The organism is Sulfurisphaera javensis (genome assembly GCF_041154675.1).
GTDB lineage: Archaea > Thermoproteota > Thermoprotei_A > Sulfolobales > Sulfolobaceae > Sulfurisphaera > Sulfurisphaera javensis.
On the sequence record NZ_AP031322.1, the window covers coordinates 1,966,175 to 1,987,805 of the forward strand.

The 21,631-nt window shown below is 38.7% G+C and carries 17 protein-coding genes, 2 rRNA genes and 1 riboswitch; of the genes, 5 read left to right on the top strand and 14 right to left on the bottom strand.

What is annotated here, in order from left to right; genetic code table 11:
* Positions 1–213: 213 nt before the first annotated feature.
* Together ACAM25_RS10880 and ACAM25_RS10885 are read right to left on the bottom strand one after the other, a co-directional pair.
* Positions 214–3,252: ribosomal RNA gene (locus ACAM25_RS10880) — 23S ribosomal RNA — on the bottom strand.
* Between the two features lie 198 nt (positions 3,253–3,450).
* Positions 3,451–4,946: ribosomal RNA gene (locus ACAM25_RS10885) — 16S ribosomal RNA — on the bottom strand.
* Together the 16S and 23S rRNA genes form the textbook arrangement of a ribosomal RNA operon.
* Positions 4,947–5,856: 910 nt before the next feature.
* On the opposite strand from ACAM25_RS10885, the gene ACAM25_RS10890 reads away from it, so the two are divergent.
* Positions 5,857–7,239: a hypothetical protein gene (locus ACAM25_RS10890; protein WP_369609746.1), complete on the top strand. Its 1,383-nt coding sequence runs from the start codon at positions 5,857–5,859 to the stop codon at positions 7,237–7,239.
* A gap of 291 nt (positions 7,240–7,530) precedes the next feature.
* The gene (locus ACAM25_RS10895) at positions 7,531–8,724 is read left to right on the top strand and encodes a hypothetical protein (RefSeq protein ID WP_369609747.1); all 1,194 of its coding nucleotides are present in this window, start codon (positions 7,531–7,533) and stop codon (positions 8,722–8,724) included.
* A 445-nt stretch (positions 8,725–9,169) separates the two neighbouring features.
* Here the strand turns inward: ACAM25_RS10895 and ACAM25_RS10900 are convergent, their stop codons facing one another.
* The 8 genes from ACAM25_RS10900 to ACAM25_RS10935 all read right to left on the bottom strand — a co-directional run bounded on the left by ACAM25_RS10900 (position 9,170) and on the right by ACAM25_RS10935 (position 14,364).
* Positions 9,170–9,298 carry a hypothetical protein gene (locus ACAM25_RS10900; RefSeq protein ID WP_369609748.1) on the bottom strand — a complete coding sequence of 43 codons (129 nt, stop codon included), beginning with the start codon at positions 9,296–9,298 and terminating at the stop codon, positions 9,170–9,172.
* Positions 9,299–9,393: 95 nt separating this feature from the next.
* Positions 9,394–9,960, bottom strand: coding sequence for an AAA family ATPase (locus ACAM25_RS10905; protein ID WP_369611668.1), 567 nt, complete (start codon positions 9,958–9,960; stop codon positions 9,394–9,396).
* A 726-nt stretch (positions 9,961–10,686) separates the two neighbouring features.
* Positions 10,687–11,172 (bottom strand): hypothetical protein, encoded by a 486-nt coding sequence (locus tag ACAM25_RS10910; protein WP_369609749.1) that lies wholly within the window; start codon positions 11,170–11,172, stop codon positions 10,687–10,689.
* Between the two features lie 1,034 nt (positions 11,173–12,206).
* Positions 12,207–12,401, bottom strand: a complete 195-nt coding sequence (locus tag ACAM25_RS10915) for a hypothetical protein (RefSeq protein ID WP_369609750.1) — start codon at positions 12,399–12,401, stop codon at positions 12,207–12,209.
* 541 nt (positions 12,402–12,942) lie between these two features.
* On the bottom strand, positions 12,943–13,374 hold the full coding sequence (locus tag ACAM25_RS10920; RefSeq protein ID WP_369609751.1) for a hypothetical protein: 432 nt from the start codon (positions 13,372–13,374) through the stop codon (positions 12,943–12,945).
* A gap of 25 nt (positions 13,375–13,399) precedes the next feature.
* Positions 13,400–13,633 (bottom strand): hypothetical protein, encoded by a 234-nt coding sequence (locus ACAM25_RS10925; RefSeq protein ID WP_369609752.1) that lies wholly within the window; start codon positions 13,631–13,633, stop codon positions 13,400–13,402.
* 68 nt (positions 13,634–13,701) lie between these two features.
* Positions 13,702–13,914: a hypothetical protein gene (locus ACAM25_RS10930; protein ID WP_369609753.1), complete on the bottom strand. Its 213-nt coding sequence runs from the start codon at positions 13,912–13,914 to the stop codon at positions 13,702–13,704.
* 3 nt (positions 13,915–13,917) lie between these two features.
* Entirely contained in the window at positions 13,918–14,364 is a 447-nt protein-coding gene (locus ACAM25_RS10935; protein ID WP_369609754.1) for a conjugal transfer protein, read from the bottom strand.
* 1,071 nt (positions 14,365–15,435) lie between these two features.
* Between ACAM25_RS10935 and ACAM25_RS10940 the strand changes: the two genes are divergently transcribed.
* The 3 genes from ACAM25_RS10940 (at position 15,436) to ACAM25_RS10950 (ending at position 18,246) form a co-directional block, all read left to right on the top strand.
* Positions 15,436–15,678, top strand: coding sequence for a hypothetical protein (locus ACAM25_RS10940; RefSeq protein ID WP_369609755.1), 243 nt, complete (start codon positions 15,436–15,438; stop codon positions 15,676–15,678).
* Positions 15,656–16,042 (top strand): PIN domain-containing protein, encoded by a 387-nt coding sequence (locus ACAM25_RS10945; protein WP_369609756.1) that lies wholly within the window; start codon positions 15,656–15,658, stop codon positions 16,040–16,042. The genes ACAM25_RS10940 and ACAM25_RS10945 overlap by 23 nt, the downstream gene beginning before the upstream one ends.
* A gap of 464 nt (positions 16,043–16,506) precedes the next feature.
* Positions 16,507–18,246 (top strand): hypothetical protein, encoded by a 1,740-nt coding sequence (locus ACAM25_RS10950; RefSeq protein ID WP_369609757.1) that lies wholly within the window; start codon positions 16,507–16,509, stop codon positions 18,244–18,246.
* A 232-nt stretch (positions 18,247–18,478) separates the two neighbouring features.
* Here the strand turns inward: ACAM25_RS10950 and ACAM25_RS10955 are convergent, their stop codons facing one another.
* The 4 genes from ACAM25_RS10955 to ACAM25_RS10970 all read right to left on the bottom strand — a co-directional run bounded on the left by ACAM25_RS10955 (position 18,479) and on the right by ACAM25_RS10970 (position 20,707).
* The gene (locus ACAM25_RS10955) at positions 18,479–18,892 is read right to left on the bottom strand and encodes a nucleotidyltransferase domain-containing protein (RefSeq protein ID WP_369609758.1); all 414 of its coding nucleotides are present in this window, start codon (positions 18,890–18,892) and stop codon (positions 18,479–18,481) included.
* Entirely contained in the window at positions 18,855–19,211 is a 357-nt protein-coding gene (locus ACAM25_RS10960; protein WP_369611669.1) for a HEPN domain-containing protein, read from the bottom strand. Before ACAM25_RS10960 ends, ACAM25_RS10955 begins: the two co-directional genes overlap by 38 nt.
* A gap of 290 nt (positions 19,212–19,501) precedes the next feature.
* Positions 19,502–19,900 (bottom strand): DUF4143 domain-containing protein, encoded by a 399-nt coding sequence (locus tag ACAM25_RS10965; protein ID WP_369609759.1) that lies wholly within the window; start codon positions 19,898–19,900, stop codon positions 19,502–19,504.
* A gap of 183 nt (positions 19,901–20,083) precedes the next feature.
* The gene (locus ACAM25_RS10970) at positions 20,084–20,707 is read right to left on the bottom strand and encodes an ATP-binding protein (RefSeq protein WP_369609760.1); all 624 of its coding nucleotides are present in this window, start codon (positions 20,705–20,707) and stop codon (positions 20,084–20,086) included.
* Between the two features lie 808 nt (positions 20,708–21,515).
* A riboswitch (Fluoride riboswitch) is annotated at positions 21,516–21,610 on the top strand.
* Positions 21,611–21,631 lie beyond the last annotated feature (21 nt).

Consider the following 21,631-nt stretch of genomic DNA (forward strand, 5'->3'; position numbering starts at 1 on the left):
GCACTAAATTCTAGCTATTAAATCCATTGCTTCAGAATATTTTTCCCCGTTATGGTTACCAAAATCATAGAGTAACTTACTCTTATTTTCAATGCACAAAATACTGTAAGGCTAGTCGAAAATGAAATTTGGACTAAAATTACAAACATACAAGTCGTGAATTAGGGCCCTCGGCTAACGCTCGGCGACTTTCGTTTGGCCACTTAGGGAATCTCACCCAAGGAAGGGGCCGATTGGGAGTGGCGGGCTAAACCCCTCGGGAAAACCCTCGGGGCTTACACCCCCACCCCATCAAACCCCTCTTCTGGGGGAGGCCCCCGGCCTTGCGGCCTGGCCGCCTCTTTTAGGGGAGGGGTTCCCGCTTAGATGCTTTCAGCGGTTACCCCTTAGGGCGCGGCTGCCCGGCACTGCCCTACCGGACAACCGGTAAACTGGAGGCCCCGACACCCTGTTCCTCTCGTACTAGGGGTGCCTTCCCCGCAGGCGGCCAGCACCCCCTACCCTTAGAGTCCGACCTGTCTCGCGACGGTCTAAACCCAGCTCACGCTCCCCATTAACGGGCGGGCAGCCCTACCCTTGGGGGCAGCTGCACCCCCAGGGTGGGAAGAGCCGACATCGATGTAGCAAACCGCGGGGTCGATGTGAGCTCTCGCCCGCGACGACCCTGTTATCCCCGGGGTAACTTTTCTGTCATGCCCGGCCCCCACGTGTGGGGGCACGAGCGTTCGCTAGGCCCCGCTTTCGCGTCGGGACCCCGTGCTTTGAAGGGTCCCGTCAGGCCGGCTTTTGCCCTTGCACTCTACGGCGGCGTTCTGTACCGCCTGAGCCGACCTTTGGGCTCCCGTGTTATCTTTTCGCGGGAGTGCCGCCCCAGCCGAACCGCCCACCTGACGTTGTCCCCCCTTTCGAGGGTTAGTCCCCCGAGCGCTCATGGGTGGTGTTTCACTTTCGGGTCCACCGCCCCCGAAGGGACGGCTTCGACCCCTCCCACCTACTCTACGCATAAGCGCCCGAGGGACAGCGCCAGGCTGCGGTGAAGCTCCACGGGGTCTTCTCTCGGTGTAGGGGGGTGCCGGACTGTGCACCGGCTCAGGGCGTTCACGGGGCCCCAGGCTGGGACAGTGGGGACCTCGTTGATCCATTCATGCGCGCCGGAACTTACCCGGCAAGGCATTTGGCTACCTTAAGAGGGTCAGAGTTACCCCCGGCCTTCAGCGGGGCTTCGCCCGGTTGAACCCGGGTTTCACCAACCGCCAGTGGCCAGGATTTAGCCCCCGTACTCACCCTTACGGGCTAGCGGGGACCTATGTTTTTATTAAACAGTCAGGTCCCCCTTGTCACTGCGACCTATCATGGCCGTTTAGCGACCATGATAGGCACCCCTTCTTCCGAAGTTACGGGGCTAATTTGCCGAGTTCCCTAGCCTGGGTTACCCCCCAGACGCCTTGGGCTTCTCACCCAGGGGCACCTGGGTCGGTTCTCGGTACGGTCTCCCGGGATCGTTCCTGGCTTCCTTTTCATGGGGACCAGGCATCAGGGGAACCCGCCTAACGGCAGGCCCATCACGCCTTCGTCCCCTTCTCGCCATTACGGCACTCCGGGGACTTAAGCGTTTGGGCGGAGCGGTGGCTCCGCTCCCCCTAGCCCGATCCGTCAGAAGCCAGGCTTGCGTTACCGCACCTACCCGGGAGGCAGGGGAATATTAACCCCTTTCCCTTTCGGCGGGTACCTATTGGGCCCCGCCTTAGGACCGGCTAACTCCCGGCTGACGACCATTGCCGGGAAACCCTGGCCCTTCCGGCGTGGGGGATTCTCACCCCCATTCGCTGTTACTGCCGCCGGGATCTGCACCTGCGGCGGGTCCAGTGGACCTCACGGCCCACCTTCTGCCCCACCGCAGCGCCTCCCTACCGAGTGGATCCCAGCGGGATCCACCCCTCGGGTCTCGGCGGCCGGCTTGAGCCCCGACCAATCTTCAGGGCCTCCAGCCTCGGCGGGTGAGCTGTTACGCACTCCTTAGAGGATGGCTGCTGCTGGGCCCACCTTCCCGCTGTCTAAGGCTGGAGACGCCTTTTCATTGGCACTTAGCCGGCACTTAGGGGCCTTAACCCGAGTCTGGGTTGTTCCCCTTTTGCCACCCAACCTTACGCCGGGTGACCCACTCCCCCCTTCTTCGGTGCCCGTGGGTTCGGAGTTAGACCAGGAGCCCCAAGCTTTCGCTTGGAACCCCTGATCTGTCACTCTACCCCGCGGGCCACCTCCTGGGAGGCTGCGCTAAGACGCATTTCGGGAGGAACTAGCTATCACCGGGCTAGATTGGTCTTTTGCCCCTAGTCCGGGGTCAGGGGAACGAATTGCACGTCAGAACCCCTATTCGGCCCTCCATCGGGGTTTCCCCCGACTTCGGCCTGCCCCGGACTAGATCGCCCGGTTTCTAGCCTCACGCCAGTGACTTCAGGCCTTGACAGACCCTGCCCCTCACCCGGTTTCCCGGGTTGCGGGCACTCGGTTTCCCTAAGCCTTCGGGGTTAACCCCCTTAGGCTCGCCACTGGCGTGAACTCCCCGGCCCGTGTTTCAAGACGAAAGGCAGGACCCCGGTCCCCCATCCTCGTACTCAGGTCTCGCGACCCTTTCCTTCGGATGGGATCACTCCTTTCGAGCCCTGCCCTCTGTAACCACCCGGTTTCAGGCTCTTTTCACTCCCCCTTCCGGGGTTCTTTTCAGCTTTCCCTCACGGTACTAAGTTCGCTATCGGTCTTGGGACGTATTTAGCCTTGGAGGCACGTGTCCCCCAACTTCCCACCCCCAAATCAGGGGATGGTACTCTGCCTCTGGCCACCCCCCACCATCCTTCGCCTACGGGGCTATCACCCTCTTTGGCCCCCCTTTCCAGGGGAGTTCGGCTCAGAGGGCCAGGGAGGTTGGGGTCGAACCCCAGACCAGAGGCCAATAACACCACATCTCCACCGGCTTATCACCGGCAGATTTGGTTTGGGCTATCCCCCTTTCGGTCGCCCCTACTCAGGGGATCTCGATTGATTTCTTTTCCTCCCCCTACTAAGATGTTTCCGTTCGGGGGGTTCCCGCTCCCGAGCAAAAGCCGGGAGCGCTGGTAACCCAGCAGGATATCCCATTCGGGTATCCCGGGGTCAACGGCTGCATGCGCCTAACCCGAGCATTTCGCAGCTTGCCGCGCCCTTCTTCGGCGCCCAAGCCGAGCCATCCACCGGGCGGCGTAAGCCCCTGGGCAAGACACCCTAAGTGGCCATTAAACGGCCGCCGAGCGTTAGCCTCATTGAGCCCCGGTAAGAGTGATAACTCTTACCATAGGGCTCTTAGCACTTCGTTCCCCTCCGCCCTAAAGAGGAGAACTGCATCTAATAATGGGGAAGCCATGAGCTTTAGTGAAGCCCTCCCGCCCGCTTACTAGGCGGGGGAATAATTATTATGTGAGGTGATCCAGCCGCAGGTTCCCCTACGGCTACCTTGTTACGACTTCTCCCCCCTCGAGAGAGAGGAGTTCGATCCCCTACTCATCGCAGGGGGCCTCACCCCTCTCTCTCTCGGGTGGAGCGACGGGCGGTGTGTGCAAGGAGCAGGGACGTATTCACCGCGGGTTGTTGACCCGCGGTTACTAGGGATTCCTCGTTCACGAGGGCGGGTTTCAGCCCTCGATCCCAACTGCGGCAGGGTTTGAGGGATTGGCTCCCCCTTTCGGGGTTGCAATCCCGCTGTCCCTGCCATTGTAACCCGCGTGCGGCCCGGGGGTTTCGGGGCATGCTGACCTGCCGTGGCCCCCTCCTTCCTCCGCCTTACGGCGGCAGTCCCCCTAGTGTGGTTCCCGTCCGGAGACGGGAGTACCAACTAGGGGTGGGGGTCTCGCTCGTTGCCTGACTTAACAGGACATTTCACAACACGAGCTGGCGACGGCCATGCACCTCCTCTCCGCGAGTCAGGCAAGGTCGTTAGCCTGGCCGTCATCCTGCGGTCTCCCCCGGTAAGATTCCAGGCGTTGACTCCAATTGAGCCGCAGGTTCCACCCCTTGTGGTGCTCCCCCGCCAATTCCTTTAAGTTTCAGTCTTGCGACCGTACTCCCCAGGCGGCGGGCTTAACGGCTTCCCTGCGGCACCAGGTGAGCTCTAAGCCCACCTGACACCTAGCCCGCATCGTTTACAGCCGGGACTACCGGGGTATCTAATCCCGTTTGCTGCCCCGGCTTTCGCCTCTCACCGTCGGGCGCGTTCTAGCCGGGCGCCTCCGCCACTGGTGGTCCTCCCGGGATCTACGGATTTCGCCCCTCCTCCGGGAGTACCCCCGGCCTCTCCCGCCCCCTAGCCCACCAGTATCGCCCCCATTTCCCGAGTTGAGCTCGGGCCTTTAAGGAGCGACTTGGTGGGCCGGCTACAGGCGCTTTAGGCCCAGTAAGCGTCCCGACCACTCGCGGAGCTGGTGTTACCGCGGCGGCTGACACCAGACTTGCCCCCCGCTTATTCCCCCGCCTTTTTAGAGCGGGGAAAAGCTCCCTAACGGGAGCACTCGGGGTAGCGCCCTCACGCTTGCGCGCATTGGGGACGTTTCCCGCCTGGTGCGCCCCGTAGGGCCTGGGCCCTTGTCTCAGTGCCCAACTGGGGGCTCCCGCTCCCACGGCCCCTACCCGTTATAGGTTTGGCGGGCCATTACCCCGCCAACAGCCTGATGGGCCGCAGCCCCATCCTCGGGCGGATATGAGCGGGAAATAGCCCATATCCCTTTAAGGGAGGAACCGTTCCAGGACTCCTCCCCTATGGGGGATTATCCCCAGTTTCCCGGGGTTATCCCCCTCCCGAGGGTAGGTTAGCCACGTGTTACTCAGCCGTCCGCCACGCTCCCTTGCCCGGGAGCGTGCGACTCCCATGGCTTAATGCTACCCCGATAGCGGTCGGGTCCGGCAGGATCAACCGGAATTGGGGCGGGAGGGCTTTTACACCGCCCATGGCTTCCCCTGTTGGGAGTGAGGTTTCCGGGGTTAATGCCCCGGCTTTCTCACTCCCCCATAATTGCAATTCTTCCCCCGCGGGAGTTGTTCTCCCGCGGGGTTGTCCGCGAATATAGTATTGTATCAATAATATATTTAAAGCTAACTTTATGGTGTTATATTATAACTAACGTTATTTTACGTATGTCAATTTTATAAGAAGTTTCCCCACTTATTATAATTTCTTAATTCATATTTTGTGTGTTTTTACTTAGCCAAGTAAAAAAATGAGGTTAAAAAATTTTGTATTAAGGTTTCTTCTGTGAGATTACTCCTAAATCTTGAGGTTTTTATCATATAAATGAATTGTAAGATAGTCTAAAACTAATGAGAGAATTAACATTAGTAAGTGTGAATTATACTAATGCTCATGTAAAAGGTGATTTTGCTTTAGTTGGTCTAAAAAGACAAAAACTTATCTTTACACGGTTAAGTGTAGACGAATGATGTATGAATATTTTCCGAAAGCAGTTGCTATGTATCTACGAATTCACAGAGTGAATTAGTTAGGCTGTTAGGAACTTACCTAAGACTTAATAGTTTCTTAGTATCTCAGACCTAAGATCGAATAGTTTTGATTAAAAGTTGAACATGGCTATCATAATCGTTTAGATCTGATTTTATCTACGTTTAAACTTTTCAAGAACAAGAAATTTGACGTTAAATTCAAGGAACTGTTTTTCGTGCTTTGTTGAAAGATAAGAAGAGCTTCTTTAGAGCGAGTACAGCGTGGTGAGAGTTTTCTTTCTATATCATCTTCAGATTAAGAAGTATAAAGAGATAGTTTAGATTGAAGAAAAAGAATAATTTTTTATTTCTAAAACACTCATTACATATACGATGGCAACTACCCCAAAACTGGGTATATCTGTTAATATGGGAACGATAATAACTGCAATAGTTAATGCTGGTACTGCACTTGGTTCTACCCAGTGCCAGTGGAGTAATAGGTGGCAAATTTTTAACAATATAGGGAATTATCCAGCAATGTCAACACCGGAGAGAGTTAGTAGAACAATGGGAAATCATCTAACTGTAGATGTTATTAGATATGGTGTTATAGTAAGAGTTGATATAGACCCTCAATATCAACAGACTGCGCAAAATATATGGAGAAATAATCAATACGGATTATTTTACATTGGTAGTGTTTCACCATTAGGTGTTGGAGGTAGAGAGTTAAACATCCTTCAAGGAGGAGGGCACTTCTACTTAGAGTTATCATCATCAGTAGGGCAAGACTTTTATCAAAACTATGGTGATAGACTCATAGTAGCACCTATTGTACCGGCAAATCCTAATTTTAGGAGAAATCCAAAAAGATATCTAAAAGGGATTATATCTCCCAACTCAGAACCGGGTTGTAGTTTAAGCTATAACCCAATATTTAGCGACGATGTCCTTGGAGACATAGGTGCAATACTAGAAAATCAATCTGGTGTAATGGTAGGAATGCCAAATTATGCATTCAACATGGCTTTAGAATATAGTTGGCTTTCGCCAATCAATAAACCAGGCAATGTGTTCGTGAAAAAATCTGGCGGTAAATACGCGATTAATATTGATACTATTGAAAGTCTATCTGACGCACCACCAAATATGTGGTATCCGATAGTTGTGACGATGCCATCTTACCTTTCACAAATATTTGCTGGTGAACTCCTTGGTGTTTCACTTTTACCAAATGCAGGTGATTTAGGTACTGACTTAGCACAAGCTATTGAGAAATTACTAGGCAATAGTAATGCCTCATATATGGCTGATAGAAAAACGGTTATGTTAAATGATGCTAGTAAAATCTTAGCTAGTAACTTTATCATTGGTGCTCCAATATTTTATACAAATGGTTGTTCTGGTGGAAGTTGTGCGAATGAGTTCTTTATAGGTGAGGTTAATGGTGTTGGAAGTATAAATCAAGCTGGCGCTGTTGCTTATTCCATTAAGAAATTTAGATTACCTAAGACTTATGCAGATGCTGTTGAGTTAGCTAATCAACTTGGTACTGGTAGCTTACTCACATCTTTGATTGATTATGCAACACGTTTCTTCCCAGTACTGTTTACTGTTGCTGATTCAATAGACACTGATATTGAATCTTTAGGTAGTGATGCTACTGAAGTTATAGGAGATGTTATCGATGCTGGAATTCAAGCTGGTAAAAGTGTATCTGAGATAGTAAACGATGCTGTGAATGCACTTAGAAACGAATTCCCATGGTTATAATAGATGCGATCTTGTTTTCATAAAATTGAAGAAGAAAATTGAGAATCTCAATAAATTAAATAAAAAGGAATAATAATTATTACTTGAAGATTTTTATAATCTTTTCTTAGCAACTGGAGTGAGGTAGTTTTCTTTACTTATTATCTATCACTATAAGATTGATTACTGATCGCTCTTTCTCATTAACTCTTGAGTATAAAGACGACTTATGAGTAAAGAAGCCTCTATATTTTTGTTGAATTCTAAATTGAATTAGAAAATTTTATATATTTTAATTCCTTTCTTGTATATATGTCAGTTGAAAAAGCACCTATTGCAAATATATCTGTTATAGCAAATGCGATACTTAATTCTTCTGTAAGCTCTATTCAATGTCAGTGGAGTAAAAAATCAGAAATCTTTGATAATATATACAATTACCCAGCAATATCAGTACCAGGGAGAGTTAGTACCACAGTAGGAAATCGACCTGTTATAGATATTATTAGACATGGTATTGTAGTAAGAATTGAGATAGACTCTAAACATCAAGAGGTTGCTCAGAAGATATGGAGAAATAATAAGTACGGTTTAATTTTTATTGGTAGTGTTTCACCATTAGGTGTTGGAGGTAGAGAGTTAAACATCCTTCAAGGAGGTAGACATTTTTACGTAGAATTGCCTTCAGGCGTTTATCAAAATTTTTACCAAAACTATGGAAATAAAATTATAGTAGTGCCAATTGTGCCAGCCAATCCTAATTTCAGCAAAGACCCTGTAAAATATTTAAGTAACTTTATATCTCCTAAATCAAGTCCGGAGTATGATGTGAATTATAATCCACTGCTTGATAATGTTTCTGGAGATATTTCTCTTGAAAACAAATATGGTGTAATGATAGGAATGCCGAATTATGCATTTTATATGGCTTTAGAACGTAGTTGGCTTTTATCATTTAATAGTTCTTATAACTCATTAGTATCATACTCTGGTGGTAAATATCAGATTGAGGTAGGTGTTTTACAAAACATATCTAGAGCTCCACCAAATATTTGGTATCCAATACTGATGAAATCTAAAATTGAACAAGGCGATTTTCTTGCAATCTCACTTTTGCCAAATGCTAGTAATTTAGGTACGAGATTAGCTCAAGCTATTGAGAAATTGTTAGATAATAGTAATGTCTCGTATAAAGATCATGAAAAAATGATGATGTTAAGTAATGCCAGTGATATTTTTGGTAGTAATGCAATTATTGGTACTCCGATATTTTACACAAATAGATATTCTAATAAAGGTGATGAAAACCGATCTTTAGCGGAAAGTTGTTCCAATGAATTATTTATTGGCGAAGTTAGTGGGATTGCAAGTGTAAACCAAACTGGTGCTATTGTGTATATAGTTAAGAAAATTAAGTTACCTAAAACTTACTCAGAGGCTGTAGAATTAGCTAATCAACTCGGTACTAGTAACATATTCACGTCATTAGAAAGTAATTCTTCTTAGTTACTTAGAAAATGAGGTTAAGTAATGACGTTATATGAGATGATGTAGATGCTGGAATTAAAGCTAGAAAAGTGATTCTAACACGGTAAAGAATTCGATTGATAAACTGAACTACATTTCCCTTTTGATTATCTAAAGATATGAGATAATTATTAGGTAGTGACGTTGGCTTCTTGAGAGTGTGATGATATCTTTTATGAGTTGAAAATTGTGTATACTCTGAGAATTTATTCCAAATATCATCGTAATTTTCTCGAGTAGATTCAATAATTTCTTTTTACCATATAGTACTTTACGGAATTTGTTCTAAGCCGAATAGTTTTTAAGTATTATTTACCTAAGGATTGACGATATTAATCTAATATGAGATAAAATCATCTTATTATTTAAATTAAAACCATATAAATTAAAAACTTTTTAAGGGTTAAGGGAATTGACGTTAAGTTCAGGGAACTGCTACACGTGGTATGTTATCGGCTCCACTCACTTCCATCTTAGCTACGTATTTTACTCCATTAACGCTCTGACAAATCTCGTCTTTTAGATTATCATATACTGCATCAATAACCTTCACATCTGCATCTCCTTCTGTGAAAATTATGTAGTCTAGTTTTTTCTCTCTGCTTTTAGGCAGTTATTTTTCAAAGATTGTTAAACAGTCCAACGAGCTCACCCTATGTCTATTAGTCTTATATCTATACCAGCACTAAGAAGGTTCTCAGCGTCTTCTTTACTTACATACTTAGCTGTTATGATTCCATTGCTGTTCTCTAGGAAGAATATTTTATAATCTATGTTGTTTTTGCTAGTCAGTTCATAAAGGATTTCTAGTGTGTCTCTACTTTGTGTAGTAATGAAAAGTTGTAGGTTTTTCTCTTTTGCAATCTCTAACGCTGTACGTAAGATGGTTTCTAAACCTCCAAGGTCTTGATGAGTTTCTGGCTCTTCCCAAAGGATAATTGAATTATCCTTTGCATATAAAAGTAAACTTGATATAAGGACTGCTAATTTTCCACCATCTCCAAATACACTTATTGGTAAGACTGTTTCTGAGGTTGACACGTATATATCGTTACCATTTTTTGTAGAATCATACTGAATGCTTATTTCCTCTATATCCTTATGATATTCTTTTCTCAGCAATTCTACAATTTTCTTGTCTAGTCTTTGTTTTCTTTTTAGATATAATATAATATCGGCGAGTTTCTGATAATATATGTCAAATAACGGTTCAATAAAATAAACAGGTTTTCTTTACTTTTCTCAAGTTGTGGATATACTTCGAATTTTTGTGTATTTGATACTACGTATAGCAGTTTCCTGAACTTGACGTCAAATTCTTTATACTTGAAAAGTTTTAACACAGATATAATCAAATCTAAACGATAACTAGGTATTGCTTTCGGTTAAACTATTCGCTCTCAGGTCTGTAATACTAAGAGATTTTTAAGTCTGAGGAAAGTTCCGTAAAGTGCTATACTTGTCTTAGAGTTTTGGACCTAATCGAATTCCACAATTAATTCTTGATCCTAAGATTTCATTAGAGTCATAATTATCTAATCATTCTTCTCCATCCTTTCGCTGAAAACTCATACTTCTCGAGCTAATTCAGATTTCCATTTTAGATTGTAATAATTTAATAATAGTAAAAAATTCTTATGAAATCTATAATTTTAGAGTAATAAGAATAGTTATGTGACTATAAAGCGATGTTAAAAGCACACAGATATACTAACATTCGTAATAAAAGTATAAAATTTTCACTTATTTCTTCATAGTATCATCGTAATTGAATGAAATAATTACAAATAGCAATGGAAACTTGAATTGCTCACTTCTCGTCACTATTCTGAAATTTACCATACAAAGCGTGGGAATCTGAGGATAAATCACATAAATAGGATCTAAACAAACTTTACACTCTTATGGAAACATTTTTCTACAGCTTAGATAGATAATAATCTACTTATTTAAGCACTGCTTAATCACATCTTTTATCTCATCGGGTTTAGCTTCACATGTACGATATGCTTGGCTTATACTTCCTAGCACCTCATTATCATACTTTATTATCATAGTATTTGTAGATACAGTATTAAACTCAATACTATACTTTCCATCTTCAAAGGGTCCCCAAAGTGTAACTAAAAGTTCAATATTATAATCATTGTTAAAGCACTCTATAAAAGCCCATGAAGTCATTAAGTACTGAGTATTAGATTCAGGTTCTGGGTGAGCTTGTTGACCAATAAATACTAAAATTGGACCACTAAGTGTAAACTTAGAGCTACTAGTTTGATCCTTTAAATATCTTCCATGATCCGTAATTTCCTCTATGCTAAACTTTGATATAATCTCAGCATGAGACTGAACTTTCTTAATTGCATTAACTGAAAACGATTGCATAGACATTTGTACTTGATTACATGTCTGTGAGTTCTCACTCATAACTAAACATAATTAAGAATTATATTTAAAGTTTTTAGCAATTGAGTTAAAAATTAAAAAATATAAAAAAGAATAATGAAATACAAAAGGAAGAAATCTAGTTTGTTTTAATATAAAAACTCCTTATAACTTTGATAATCACCAACCAAAAATTGGAAAAATTCAACAACTACTATTTACTACTACCAAGCTTATGATTGAATAAGCAATGTTCCAGCTATTTATGTGTACGTAAGGATCCCTCCCTTTCCCTCCTCATTCCCTTCTCCTTTCTTCTCTTTATAAAAAATCTCTAAAAAATACAAAAAATCAATTAGCTTATAATTAGCTAAAAATTAGCCTACGTAAAAATTCGAGTTTGCAAATTGTTTTTTTTCTATCTCTTTTTAGGTGAGTAGTAGTTATACCAGTTATAGGATTTTTAGCTTTTTACTGGGGAGTTAACTGATTGTAAAATAGTAATAATATTACTATTGCGTTATTAAAGATAATAACGCGAGAAACGAAAGATTAAATACCCCTTTTCAAAATCAGAAATCGGGGGATGAAGGGGATGATGAACGCAACACGAGATGAAGGGTGAATGACCAGCCTGCGCTGACCCAGACCCCTCCATCCCCTATTATATTATACTTCTTCCTTTCTAATTAAGCTTATCTTCCTAGAAAAGTACCTACAACTGTGGTGGGCGAGTGATGATTGAAGCCGTGTGATCTAACCGTAATGAGATAGGCTAGAGCTAAGCACGCCCTCAAATTTTTTCTCGTTTTTGACTAATTAAGCTTTCCATGACATAATGGTTTTAAAATTTTTCTGATTGAGAGAATAATATGTCGACGAGATTATGAACTGAAAAGTGGAGATGGGACGACAAACTGAGGTCTTGTATTCCGGAGTTAGATCCGAATAGTAAGCGTGCAAGTGTTGTCTCTAACAGATTGTTTTTATCAAATACCTCAATATCAATGCTGTACTGTTGGTTCTGTAGTTTGTGATAATAATATAAAAGAACCTTCTTGTTAGAGTTAGTAAAGTCATGTATATGCCAGTAAGAATCCTAGTTCTTCTGGGTAAGGAGCTCCGGCTATTTTATAATATGACCTCTTTTCCAGAATCTCTTTCAATTTTTTCTTAAGACCTCCTATATTTTCATTGTCTTCAGTCTTTTCGATTATTGCAGCAGCAAGACCTTTCTCTATAAAAGCTGGGTACTTGAAATAATAATCCACTTTCTTATTTATTTCCTCCAGTAAGCTGTCTCTTTCTGGTGTACCTAAATCAAATTCCCCCCGAAATATATGCCCAGGCTCTAGTTAGTTCAGAAGTATCTACCCTTGATAAGAGATTATCACCAATTCTTTTTAATAAGGGGCATAAACCACCCTGGGTTTAATGTCAGCGTTAGTCTTATTTTTTCTGAGATTACCTAATAGCATTAAGCATATTACTTGAATAAATATATGAAGAGCTAAATTATATTTATTCTTTAACCGCTACGATTTATAAAACGTCTTTATCTTAAATAGTACCAAGTTAGAAGTTGCAAAACTCAACAACAATTACCACTAAGCATAAGTCTACTGAAGCAAAATTCCAGATGTTTATGTGCTGTTAAGGTACTCCTTCTTTCTTCTCTTCATAAAAAATTGATCATCTTTTTTATGTATCGTTATTTTTTCTTTACTTATATTGTAGATTATAACAGTTTACTCCTCAGTTTATCAAGAAGGCTAAATCACTCTAATTCGGAATAACGACAGTCCCATAACTTTATCGTATACGTTGGATGAGATCTAAGAAAAAGTTTATAAATGTATTAAGCATATCTTCGAATTCCGGGTTTTCTGATGCTTTCTCAAGAAATGTGTAAATTGTTCTCATAACATTGATTAGTTCATCTTGATGCTTTTTCACATCTGAAATGTAATTTTCTACATCTGGAGTCCATTCATCCTTATATCTAAGCAAAGGACCCGCTGCAGCCTCTAAATATGTTGAGTATAGTAAGAACTCGATTATATATTGAAATGCTATATATATTAATGCTAAGAATGTTGGTATTAGGTCTAAATTTTCTTTAATTCTCTGAAGAGTTTCACGATCCCACTGTTTGCATTCTGATGAAAGACTCCCTGCTAATATTTGTTTATAGCATCTGTCGATAGAGTCAATGAGCTCTTCTTTTAGATAATCTAACTTCACGGCTTTTGTATATTCTTCCTTGAGATTAACTACGTCTTCGTATTTTCGCTTTGCTGGAACTTGATCTATAAAAGAAACTATGTGTGTAAAAATTCCTTAATTCCTCAGTCTCTTTACCCACAGCTATCTTAATTAGAATTTTAGATATCTCTCCTAAGGGAGACCTCTTTATGGCTTCATGACCTAGTTTCTTTGGATTTTCTAATAGTTTCTCTTGTTTTTTAATTGCATTTCTTAGATCATTAACTGCATTAACCAATTCTTTTAAATAGTTTTGATCTATAGCCTCTAAGCCATTAAGTTGAAGATGAATTAGAAGCGGTATGATTAAAGCAGCTGTATAAATCTCGTGTATTGCCTTATAAGCTTTTCAGTAGCTGCTCCCATATGATTTATCTTTACAACTTCTAAGCTTTCTCTTTCTTTTGAACTCTCTTTGATTTGAATTAAATCATGAAGGTTTAAGGCAGTTACGACATCATTATATGCAGATTCAACGAAATTTTGAAAACGAGACTTTTTCCTTTTTTTCTTTATCACTCATTACTTTAATCCCAAAACCTTATCTTTGATGACTGAGTAATCTGCATATTTTGGGTACCTTGTGTATACGTATTTTAATAATTCCCTCCTACTCTTTACAACCCATTTCTTAAAGAATTCTACCACTTCTGGTTCAATTTGACTCAAGTTTACCTTGTCCTTTAGTATATATTTTCTTTGATATCCTATGACTTCGTTTGTAATAGGGTCAATAATGGGTTCTGCAATCTCCTCCACTTCACCTTTCTCAACTAATTCTATTAGTGTATCGTTTAATTCCTTAGAGTAAGGACCAAATAACCAGGGTTCAAATTTTAAGCCTAAGTCCTTTATGCCTTCCTTTTGAAGAAGAAAGAAAATTTTCTGAATTTTAGTCGCAATAACATCAGTGTTTAAATCATTACCTATTTCGATAAGTGCCTTCAAATATACACGTATTGTATTCATATTTGGTATTATATAATGCTAACAAAAAAGTTTATATGAAATACGTGGTGGAATTGCGATACACTCCTTGTTGTAAGTAGGTTTACTGGGGAATAAACTAAGGAAAAGTCAAGAAGTGATATTTGTTATACCAAGTGTTTCGTTTGTCTGTTAAATATACGCTCCTTCCTTTCCTTTTTCTCCATAAAAATAGCTAATCTAATTTAGTCTTTATAAAAAATTGTTCATGAATTTACATTTTTTTAAAAAGTTTCTACATGATATTTAGTTTTTGAGTTAATTGAGAAGTCAGCTAAAAGAAAGAAATAGTAATATTATCACTATTAGCGTGAGATATGAAAATTTGAATGTTTTATCAGAAATCTGAGGCGGGGAAACGATGAATCACCCGGCATTTGACTGGTTTGATGAGGGTCAGATCTGACCCCGCCCTAGTTTCCATTTTCTTATTTTATCTAATTAAACTTTTCCTCACTAATAATAGGCTTAAAAGAAGACAACAAAATGATGAGAGTGATAATGTAAACTGGCTCTGAGATGAGATAAAGACGAGAAAAGAAAGTTGGTTATAGAAAGCTGAGCTTGAGAAGTGATAAGACTGGGGTATAATTTATCTATGAAGACTCAACTATCAAACATAACGAGGCTTCTTAAGATGTAATTTGTGTGATTATTCTTTTGATATAAAGTTTTAAAGGATAGGTTTAATATTTTCTAACTAAAATAAAAAGCTGTAATATTATTCCTGTTTTGATATTAATTATAATACAAGGAAAGGAAAAATTAAAGTAGCCTTTTGGAAGATCCAAAACGGGGGCTGACGTACAGAGAGATGATCCACGGCGTGGCACTTGACCCCTCAATCCCCCTATCATATTATACTCCTTACCCTCTAATTAAGCTTATGTTATCGGTTAGTGTTAATGAAATGCCGACAGTGATGAGTTAAAGTTATTTTACCCTTCCAGTTTTGAATGATATACACAAGGATAGTTGTATTTGAGTTAATGAGATATGAAGATAACTTACATCATGTTAATATTTAAATATTTGAATATCTAAATATCTACTATGAAAAAGACTCTTGTTAGGCTAGATGATGAAATTTATGAGGAGTTGGTAAATCTTTCAATTAAAAAGTACGGGAATACTAAGCATATTTCTGATGTTTTGAATGAGATACTGAGGAAGACTATGAGGAAGGAAAAAAGGAGAAGAGTAAAAATGAGTGTTTCAGTAACTTTGGAGAATGGAGAGAAACTTTCTCCAGAAGAGATAGAGAGGCTTGCAAATGAGGTATTTAGCAATAGTTGATACTAATGTTTTAATTTATGATTTTGTGTCAAATTCACCTTTCCACGAGGAGGCAAGGAAGAAACTGGAAAGTCTTGAGGCTTTAGTTGTTCTCCCAAACATTTTAGTTGAGTTTATATTGGTGTCAATTTTGAAGTTAAAAATTAATGAAGAGATTGTAAGGAAGAAGGTTGAGGAGATATTAAGGCAGAGTGTTATTGTTAGGGTGAGAAAGAGGGATTTTGTTGAAGCTTTGAATTTGAACGTGAAGGATATAAATGATGCTCTTTTAGTTTCTGTTGCAAAGAGGCTTAATTTACCAGTCATGAGCTATGATTCTGACGTTAAGGAGTTGTGTGAGAAAGTAGGTGTGAAAATAGTTTGAATGTAACTTCAGATAGCTAAATTACAAAACTGCCTTAAAAACTACTTAAATAGACTTTGTTTCTTATTCGGAATCACTTTTATTATTTCCACTAAACATATACATAAAACTACATATATTGAATATTAGGCAGAATCTAATGTCAGAATGTGAGGTTTTATGAATCAATGGTCCGAGCAAAGGTAGTTATAGAGGGAAAGCTTAAAGAGATTGTAAAAATAAACTTCTTTTTAGATTGCCAATATAGTGGTTTAGTGTAACCTAAACATCAAATCTTCATGCAGAGATAATAATATCTTCAACTAAGAAAGAGTTAATTAGTTTTGTAGAAGCAATTCTCTTTATAAAACTCTAGGAAAAAGAAATATTTACTTATTTAATGTAGAAATTGAACATTCCATTTCTTTATTTAAGCATAATTGTTATGATAAATCTTTTATATAGGAATTTTCTAATCATCTTATATGAAAAATAAGTTAATAGTACTAATGTTAGTGTTTTTATTTTCTTTTTCAACATTATTATCTACAGCGAGTTTCACTATATCAACATCTACAATAGCTAAAGTGAGTAATGCTCAAGTTTTACCGCTTTCTTTAACGTGGTATAAAGGCTCACTTTATATTGCATATGATGTAATTAACGTTACTACAAATTCTTCATCAACATACATAGTAAAATATTCATCAAATTCAACATATACAGTATTTGAAGAGTCTTCCCAAGAAAATACTATCTACATCCCTATGATGTTTATATTTAACAACACTCTATACATAGAATTAATATCATTTATGAAACCTACTAATACACCAGGTTCTTCATCACTATTCCATGTTTTCCTTTATGAATATAATGGAAGCACTATAGTAAGTGAAAAAGTGTTTAACAAATTTATGATCATTTATCCAATAAGATATAATAGTAACTCAGCGCTTTTGATGGAATCTCTATCACAATTATTCTCTTCCACAAATATTACATTATTGTTTACTGATGGAAAATCAGTAAGCTTGAACATGTCTTCTATTGGTTATGAACCTATTATAGAACCAACGCAAGAAGGAGTGTTATTGGGAGAAATTCATACAATAAATAATTTCCCTATATTGGACTCTCCTAATACTTTTACGTCTTCAAGTTCAAGCAATTCAACACTGCTTCTAGTAAATTGGAATGGGAATATAGTATATAATAAGACGTTGAATTTATCCATTATACCTCGTGGTTTCGGTTTTGGAGAAAACGGTATTAGTTTCTCCTCAAATACTCCAATAGGTTCAGAATATGCTATAGCTGGTAATTATTTCTATATAATTAATTTCTCTTCAACTGGTAAAACTTTTCCTAGTGAATATACTAGTAAGTTGGTAAAGATTTACATACCTAACGGAGAAGTATCTTCAGTTCTAAATACTTCGTCCCAAATTTCACTATTATCTCTTGATAATAACTTACTGATAATAAAGAGTGTAAATAACACATTACTTCTTTACAGTTTAGGGATGAATAACAGTCTAACTCTATTGTATAAGATACCTCTAAAGTATAAGACAGTAACTCGTACAATACAGGTATCTACTCCTCAAGGAATAGAGAACAAAACTGTGAATTCTACTGTTTTAGCGACTTTATTTTTTGAAATGAATAATTATATCTTAGTTGCTAATCCAATAAACAACACAACATATAATGTAACAGTTTATACGATAAATAAGGCTTATAGTTATTCATCTAACTTTAACTTCTCCTCAGCCGCTATTGCTTCATTGCTTTCGCAGGAACTAGGACTCTTTACTTCATTTGTAGGTGTTGGTGTACCTAGTGTTCCATTTAATTCATACTTAGTCTCTTCAGAAAATGGAACCGTTAGCTTTGCCTTATTTGGGTCTAATGGTAGCATAGTTTATTCTTCTACTATACCCAAGGCTTATGCAATAAATGGAGTTCCGTTAGTTATAGTTACTAATGCTAGCAATACATATTACATTGCATATGAAGTTAAAAGTTCAAACTCTACTTCGATAAACTTAATGATTATTAATCAAACTACTCCAGTGACTACAACAACTACAAAACAAGCATCTACAACTACATCAACTATTACCTCATCATCTTCTTCAATAAGCCCATTAATTATTGTTGGTATAGTAATAGTAATAATAGTAATTACTATTGGCGTAATCTTATTAAGAAAAAGGTAAATTCTTTTTTTTTAAATAATTTGTTTTATTTTAAGTTAGAATTAAAATGATAAGGATAGGATATGTTATAATTAAACCTTAATTTTAGTGGTAGCAGAACGATTTTCTTTACACTTATGAAAGCAAGGAATGAAGCAAAACAGCAGAAAGTATACTTAAGCTAATAACGACACAATTGAAGCAAAACAAACAGCATTACATGTAAATTTTATCATGTAGATGTTCTATTTAATTATCCCTCCCTAAACCATCCTTCCTTTGTCTTCTTATAACCTACAATTCTTTTCTCAACTTCCTTCTTCAGTTCGTCATATATAGATAGATCATCACAAATGAGTTTGCCTTCATAAAAGGCATCAATAACTATGGTATTAAATTCTTTGATTGCTTCCTTTACCTTATCAACGGGGATAAAATGGAGATCAACTTCAGCCCATGGTAAAGGTGGTTTTTCGTAACCAATTACAAGTAAATCCCAATCACTGTAGATTTTATTATCACCTCTAGCCCTAGAACCGAAAAGGATTACAGTATATTTCTTTTTCTCACAAAGAGATGCAATATACTCCTTAGCCTCTTTCTCCTCTTTCTTGTATAACTCAAGTAAGTCAGAAAGTAGAGAGTAATCTTTCCATGCATCTGACACATTTCTCACCTTCAGACTTATCTAAATCAACTAGGCTTTCTTCTGGGTAACGTGATCCAGTATAAAGAGTAGAAAGATAAGTGGCACATTCCATAATTTCATTGTCTACTTCCACATTTTTTATCTTTTTTACTTCCTCGATAAGCCTTTTTAATGAATGCGTGTAAATGATACTACCAGTATTTTGAACTAGTATACCTTTGAGTTTAAGTTCTACTGCCATATGACTATGGAAACAAGCTTCTGGATAGAAACCACGTTCAAGTAATAATTTTGCTACAATTCTTTCTCTCTCACTCTTTTCATTTTGCCATATGATATTGTTGAAAATTAAACAAAAAGGAGTTTGGATAATCAGATAGAATGAATTAACAGCAAAAACCAATGTCTTTCAAGGAATAGTCTTTTTACATTTACATGTTTAAGAATAACTTAAGCTTAAAGAAGATTGGAAAAGCTAGCCATAATTACGTACTCAACTAGAAGTTTACTCTTATCTCTAATTTATTTTCTTCCTAATTTATCAGACGTTTACAGAAAATAAGTTCTTTAAGCCAAAACAGAAAGAAGACTTTTGTATAAACTAATCTAATTATGCAATATTTATTTCTATACTGATGACTCTTTGTCTTGATATTGTTGAGTTATGAGGAATTTCCATAGAGGGATTAACTCAACTTCTTTCCCGTCTATTTTTTCTTTTCCTTCAGTATCCCACGTTATGATGATTAATTTGTGATTTTTGAATTTGTCAGAAAACTTTCTTAATCCCCTAAATTCCCTTTCATCTATCCCTCCAGCATCATAAGTAACTTGTATTGCTAAATCTTTAGTTACAAAATCAACTTCTCCAGTACCGTTAGAGTAATAGTACACATCTTTATACCTCTTGTAAAGTTCAAGGAAGACTAGGTTTTCCATTAGTTTTCCTATTTCAAAACCCTTGAGAACGTTAAATATTCCAGTGTCAATTACGTAGACTTTCCTTGAAAGAGTATATTTCTCCAAGGACTTCCCAGTAAATCTCTTTATGAAGAAAAATAGGTAAGCGTTTGATAAGCAAATGAAGTAATTTTCTACTGATTAGTGAGATAGATTAAATGCGTTTGCTAATCTTCGAGTTGATACTTCTTTTTCAAGTCAGCTAAGCCTTTAATGTCTTTTCTTGTTCTGCACCTTAATAAAACGTCTCTAGTCACTGTAAAGGTTAGTTAAGTACTCTCTGACGTTGAATTTAAATGTTTCGGGAAAACCGCCTTGCTGAAGGTAATTCCTTAACTCATCTTTTAATTTCGCTATTCCTCTGGTTGTTTCTTCGATCTTAACATCTTTGTATTTTAAATATTCTCTAAAAGAAAAAGGGAAGACTTGAAAGTCTAAGTGCCTACCAGTTAAATATGTTGCCATTTCTTCGCTCATTAATCTAGCGTTACTTCCAGTTACTATGACTGGATAATTTTCCCTTATTCTAGATACGAAAAGTTCCCATCCTTCAACGTTTTGTATCTCATCAAGAATTATAACATCTATCTTTTTCTTTATTTGATAACCCGCTTCAAGAATTTTATTTAGTTCATTTGCTTTAATTCCGTATAGCCTTTCGTCATCAAAGTCTACTCTTAAGTATTCTTTCCCTCTTGCAAGTTGTATTGCAAATATTGATTTTCCAGCTCTTCTAGGGCCAGTTATTAAATATGCAGTATTGTGTGAGATGGAGTACTTGTATTCTCTTTCTATTATTTTCTCTCTTTCGAGTTTATCCTTTAGTAATGCTTCTTGGTCTAAAATTATTCTTCTTATTTCCTCAACTTCCACAATAGACAGAGGAGTTGAAAGTTTAAAAATCTGTCAAATAATATTTGACAGAATAACGGAAAACTGTAAAATACTATTTGACAGTCCTTGTTTTTTTAGTTAAAATAACGTTAGGGCATACAGTTTACTATTTAAATTGCTTTTAACAAATTTGAAAATATCTTTTGAAGGGAAAAACAAGCAATATACTGTACTTAATTGCATAAGCTAACATAATTCTTATGTTTAAGTAGTAATTTTCTAGTTAAAAAATTTCATAATGAAGTTTACATGTAATGATATTAGAATATGGGTTATTTCGTATTCCTCAGCCTAAAACTTCTTAGTTTTTGTTCTTATAAGTACCGTGAAAGAACATAGCAGAGATTTTTTGCAAGCCTTTCAATGAGGAAGAAATTATGAGGGAATTAAAATACTAAATCTTCATTACGTAATTAACGGTTATGATAAACATCTGCTTGACAAAATTGAATTACAAAGACTAAGCTTTTATGGGAATAAGAATTTATGTAAAGAGAGTAAGATTAAGAAAGTGTTAGAGATTCTTGATCCAATAACAGTGATCAAGCCGTGCTGATTCCTCTCACAGAATAAAAGGGAATTATAGTTATTAAACCGAAACTCTAATCTTAATTCTAAGAAGCTTAAGAATTTTCCGGAAAGAATAAAGCGTGCCTTCTCCTAATATTTGTCTAATAGAAGTAACTAAGTCTGAAGAAGATATATGATTTTCCTAGTCTTTAATTATAAATTTAAACATGTAAAGGAAATTTTAGAAAATAGTTTTTTAACTATTAACTTTTTTATAGTAAGTGAAGGGGATGGCGTCCCCCTGAGGGGGGGGATTGATTTTTACCCCCTCAAACCGCCCGATCAATGAGGGCTGATGACGCCTACTTCTCTAGAAGTAGGTGAAAGCCCAGT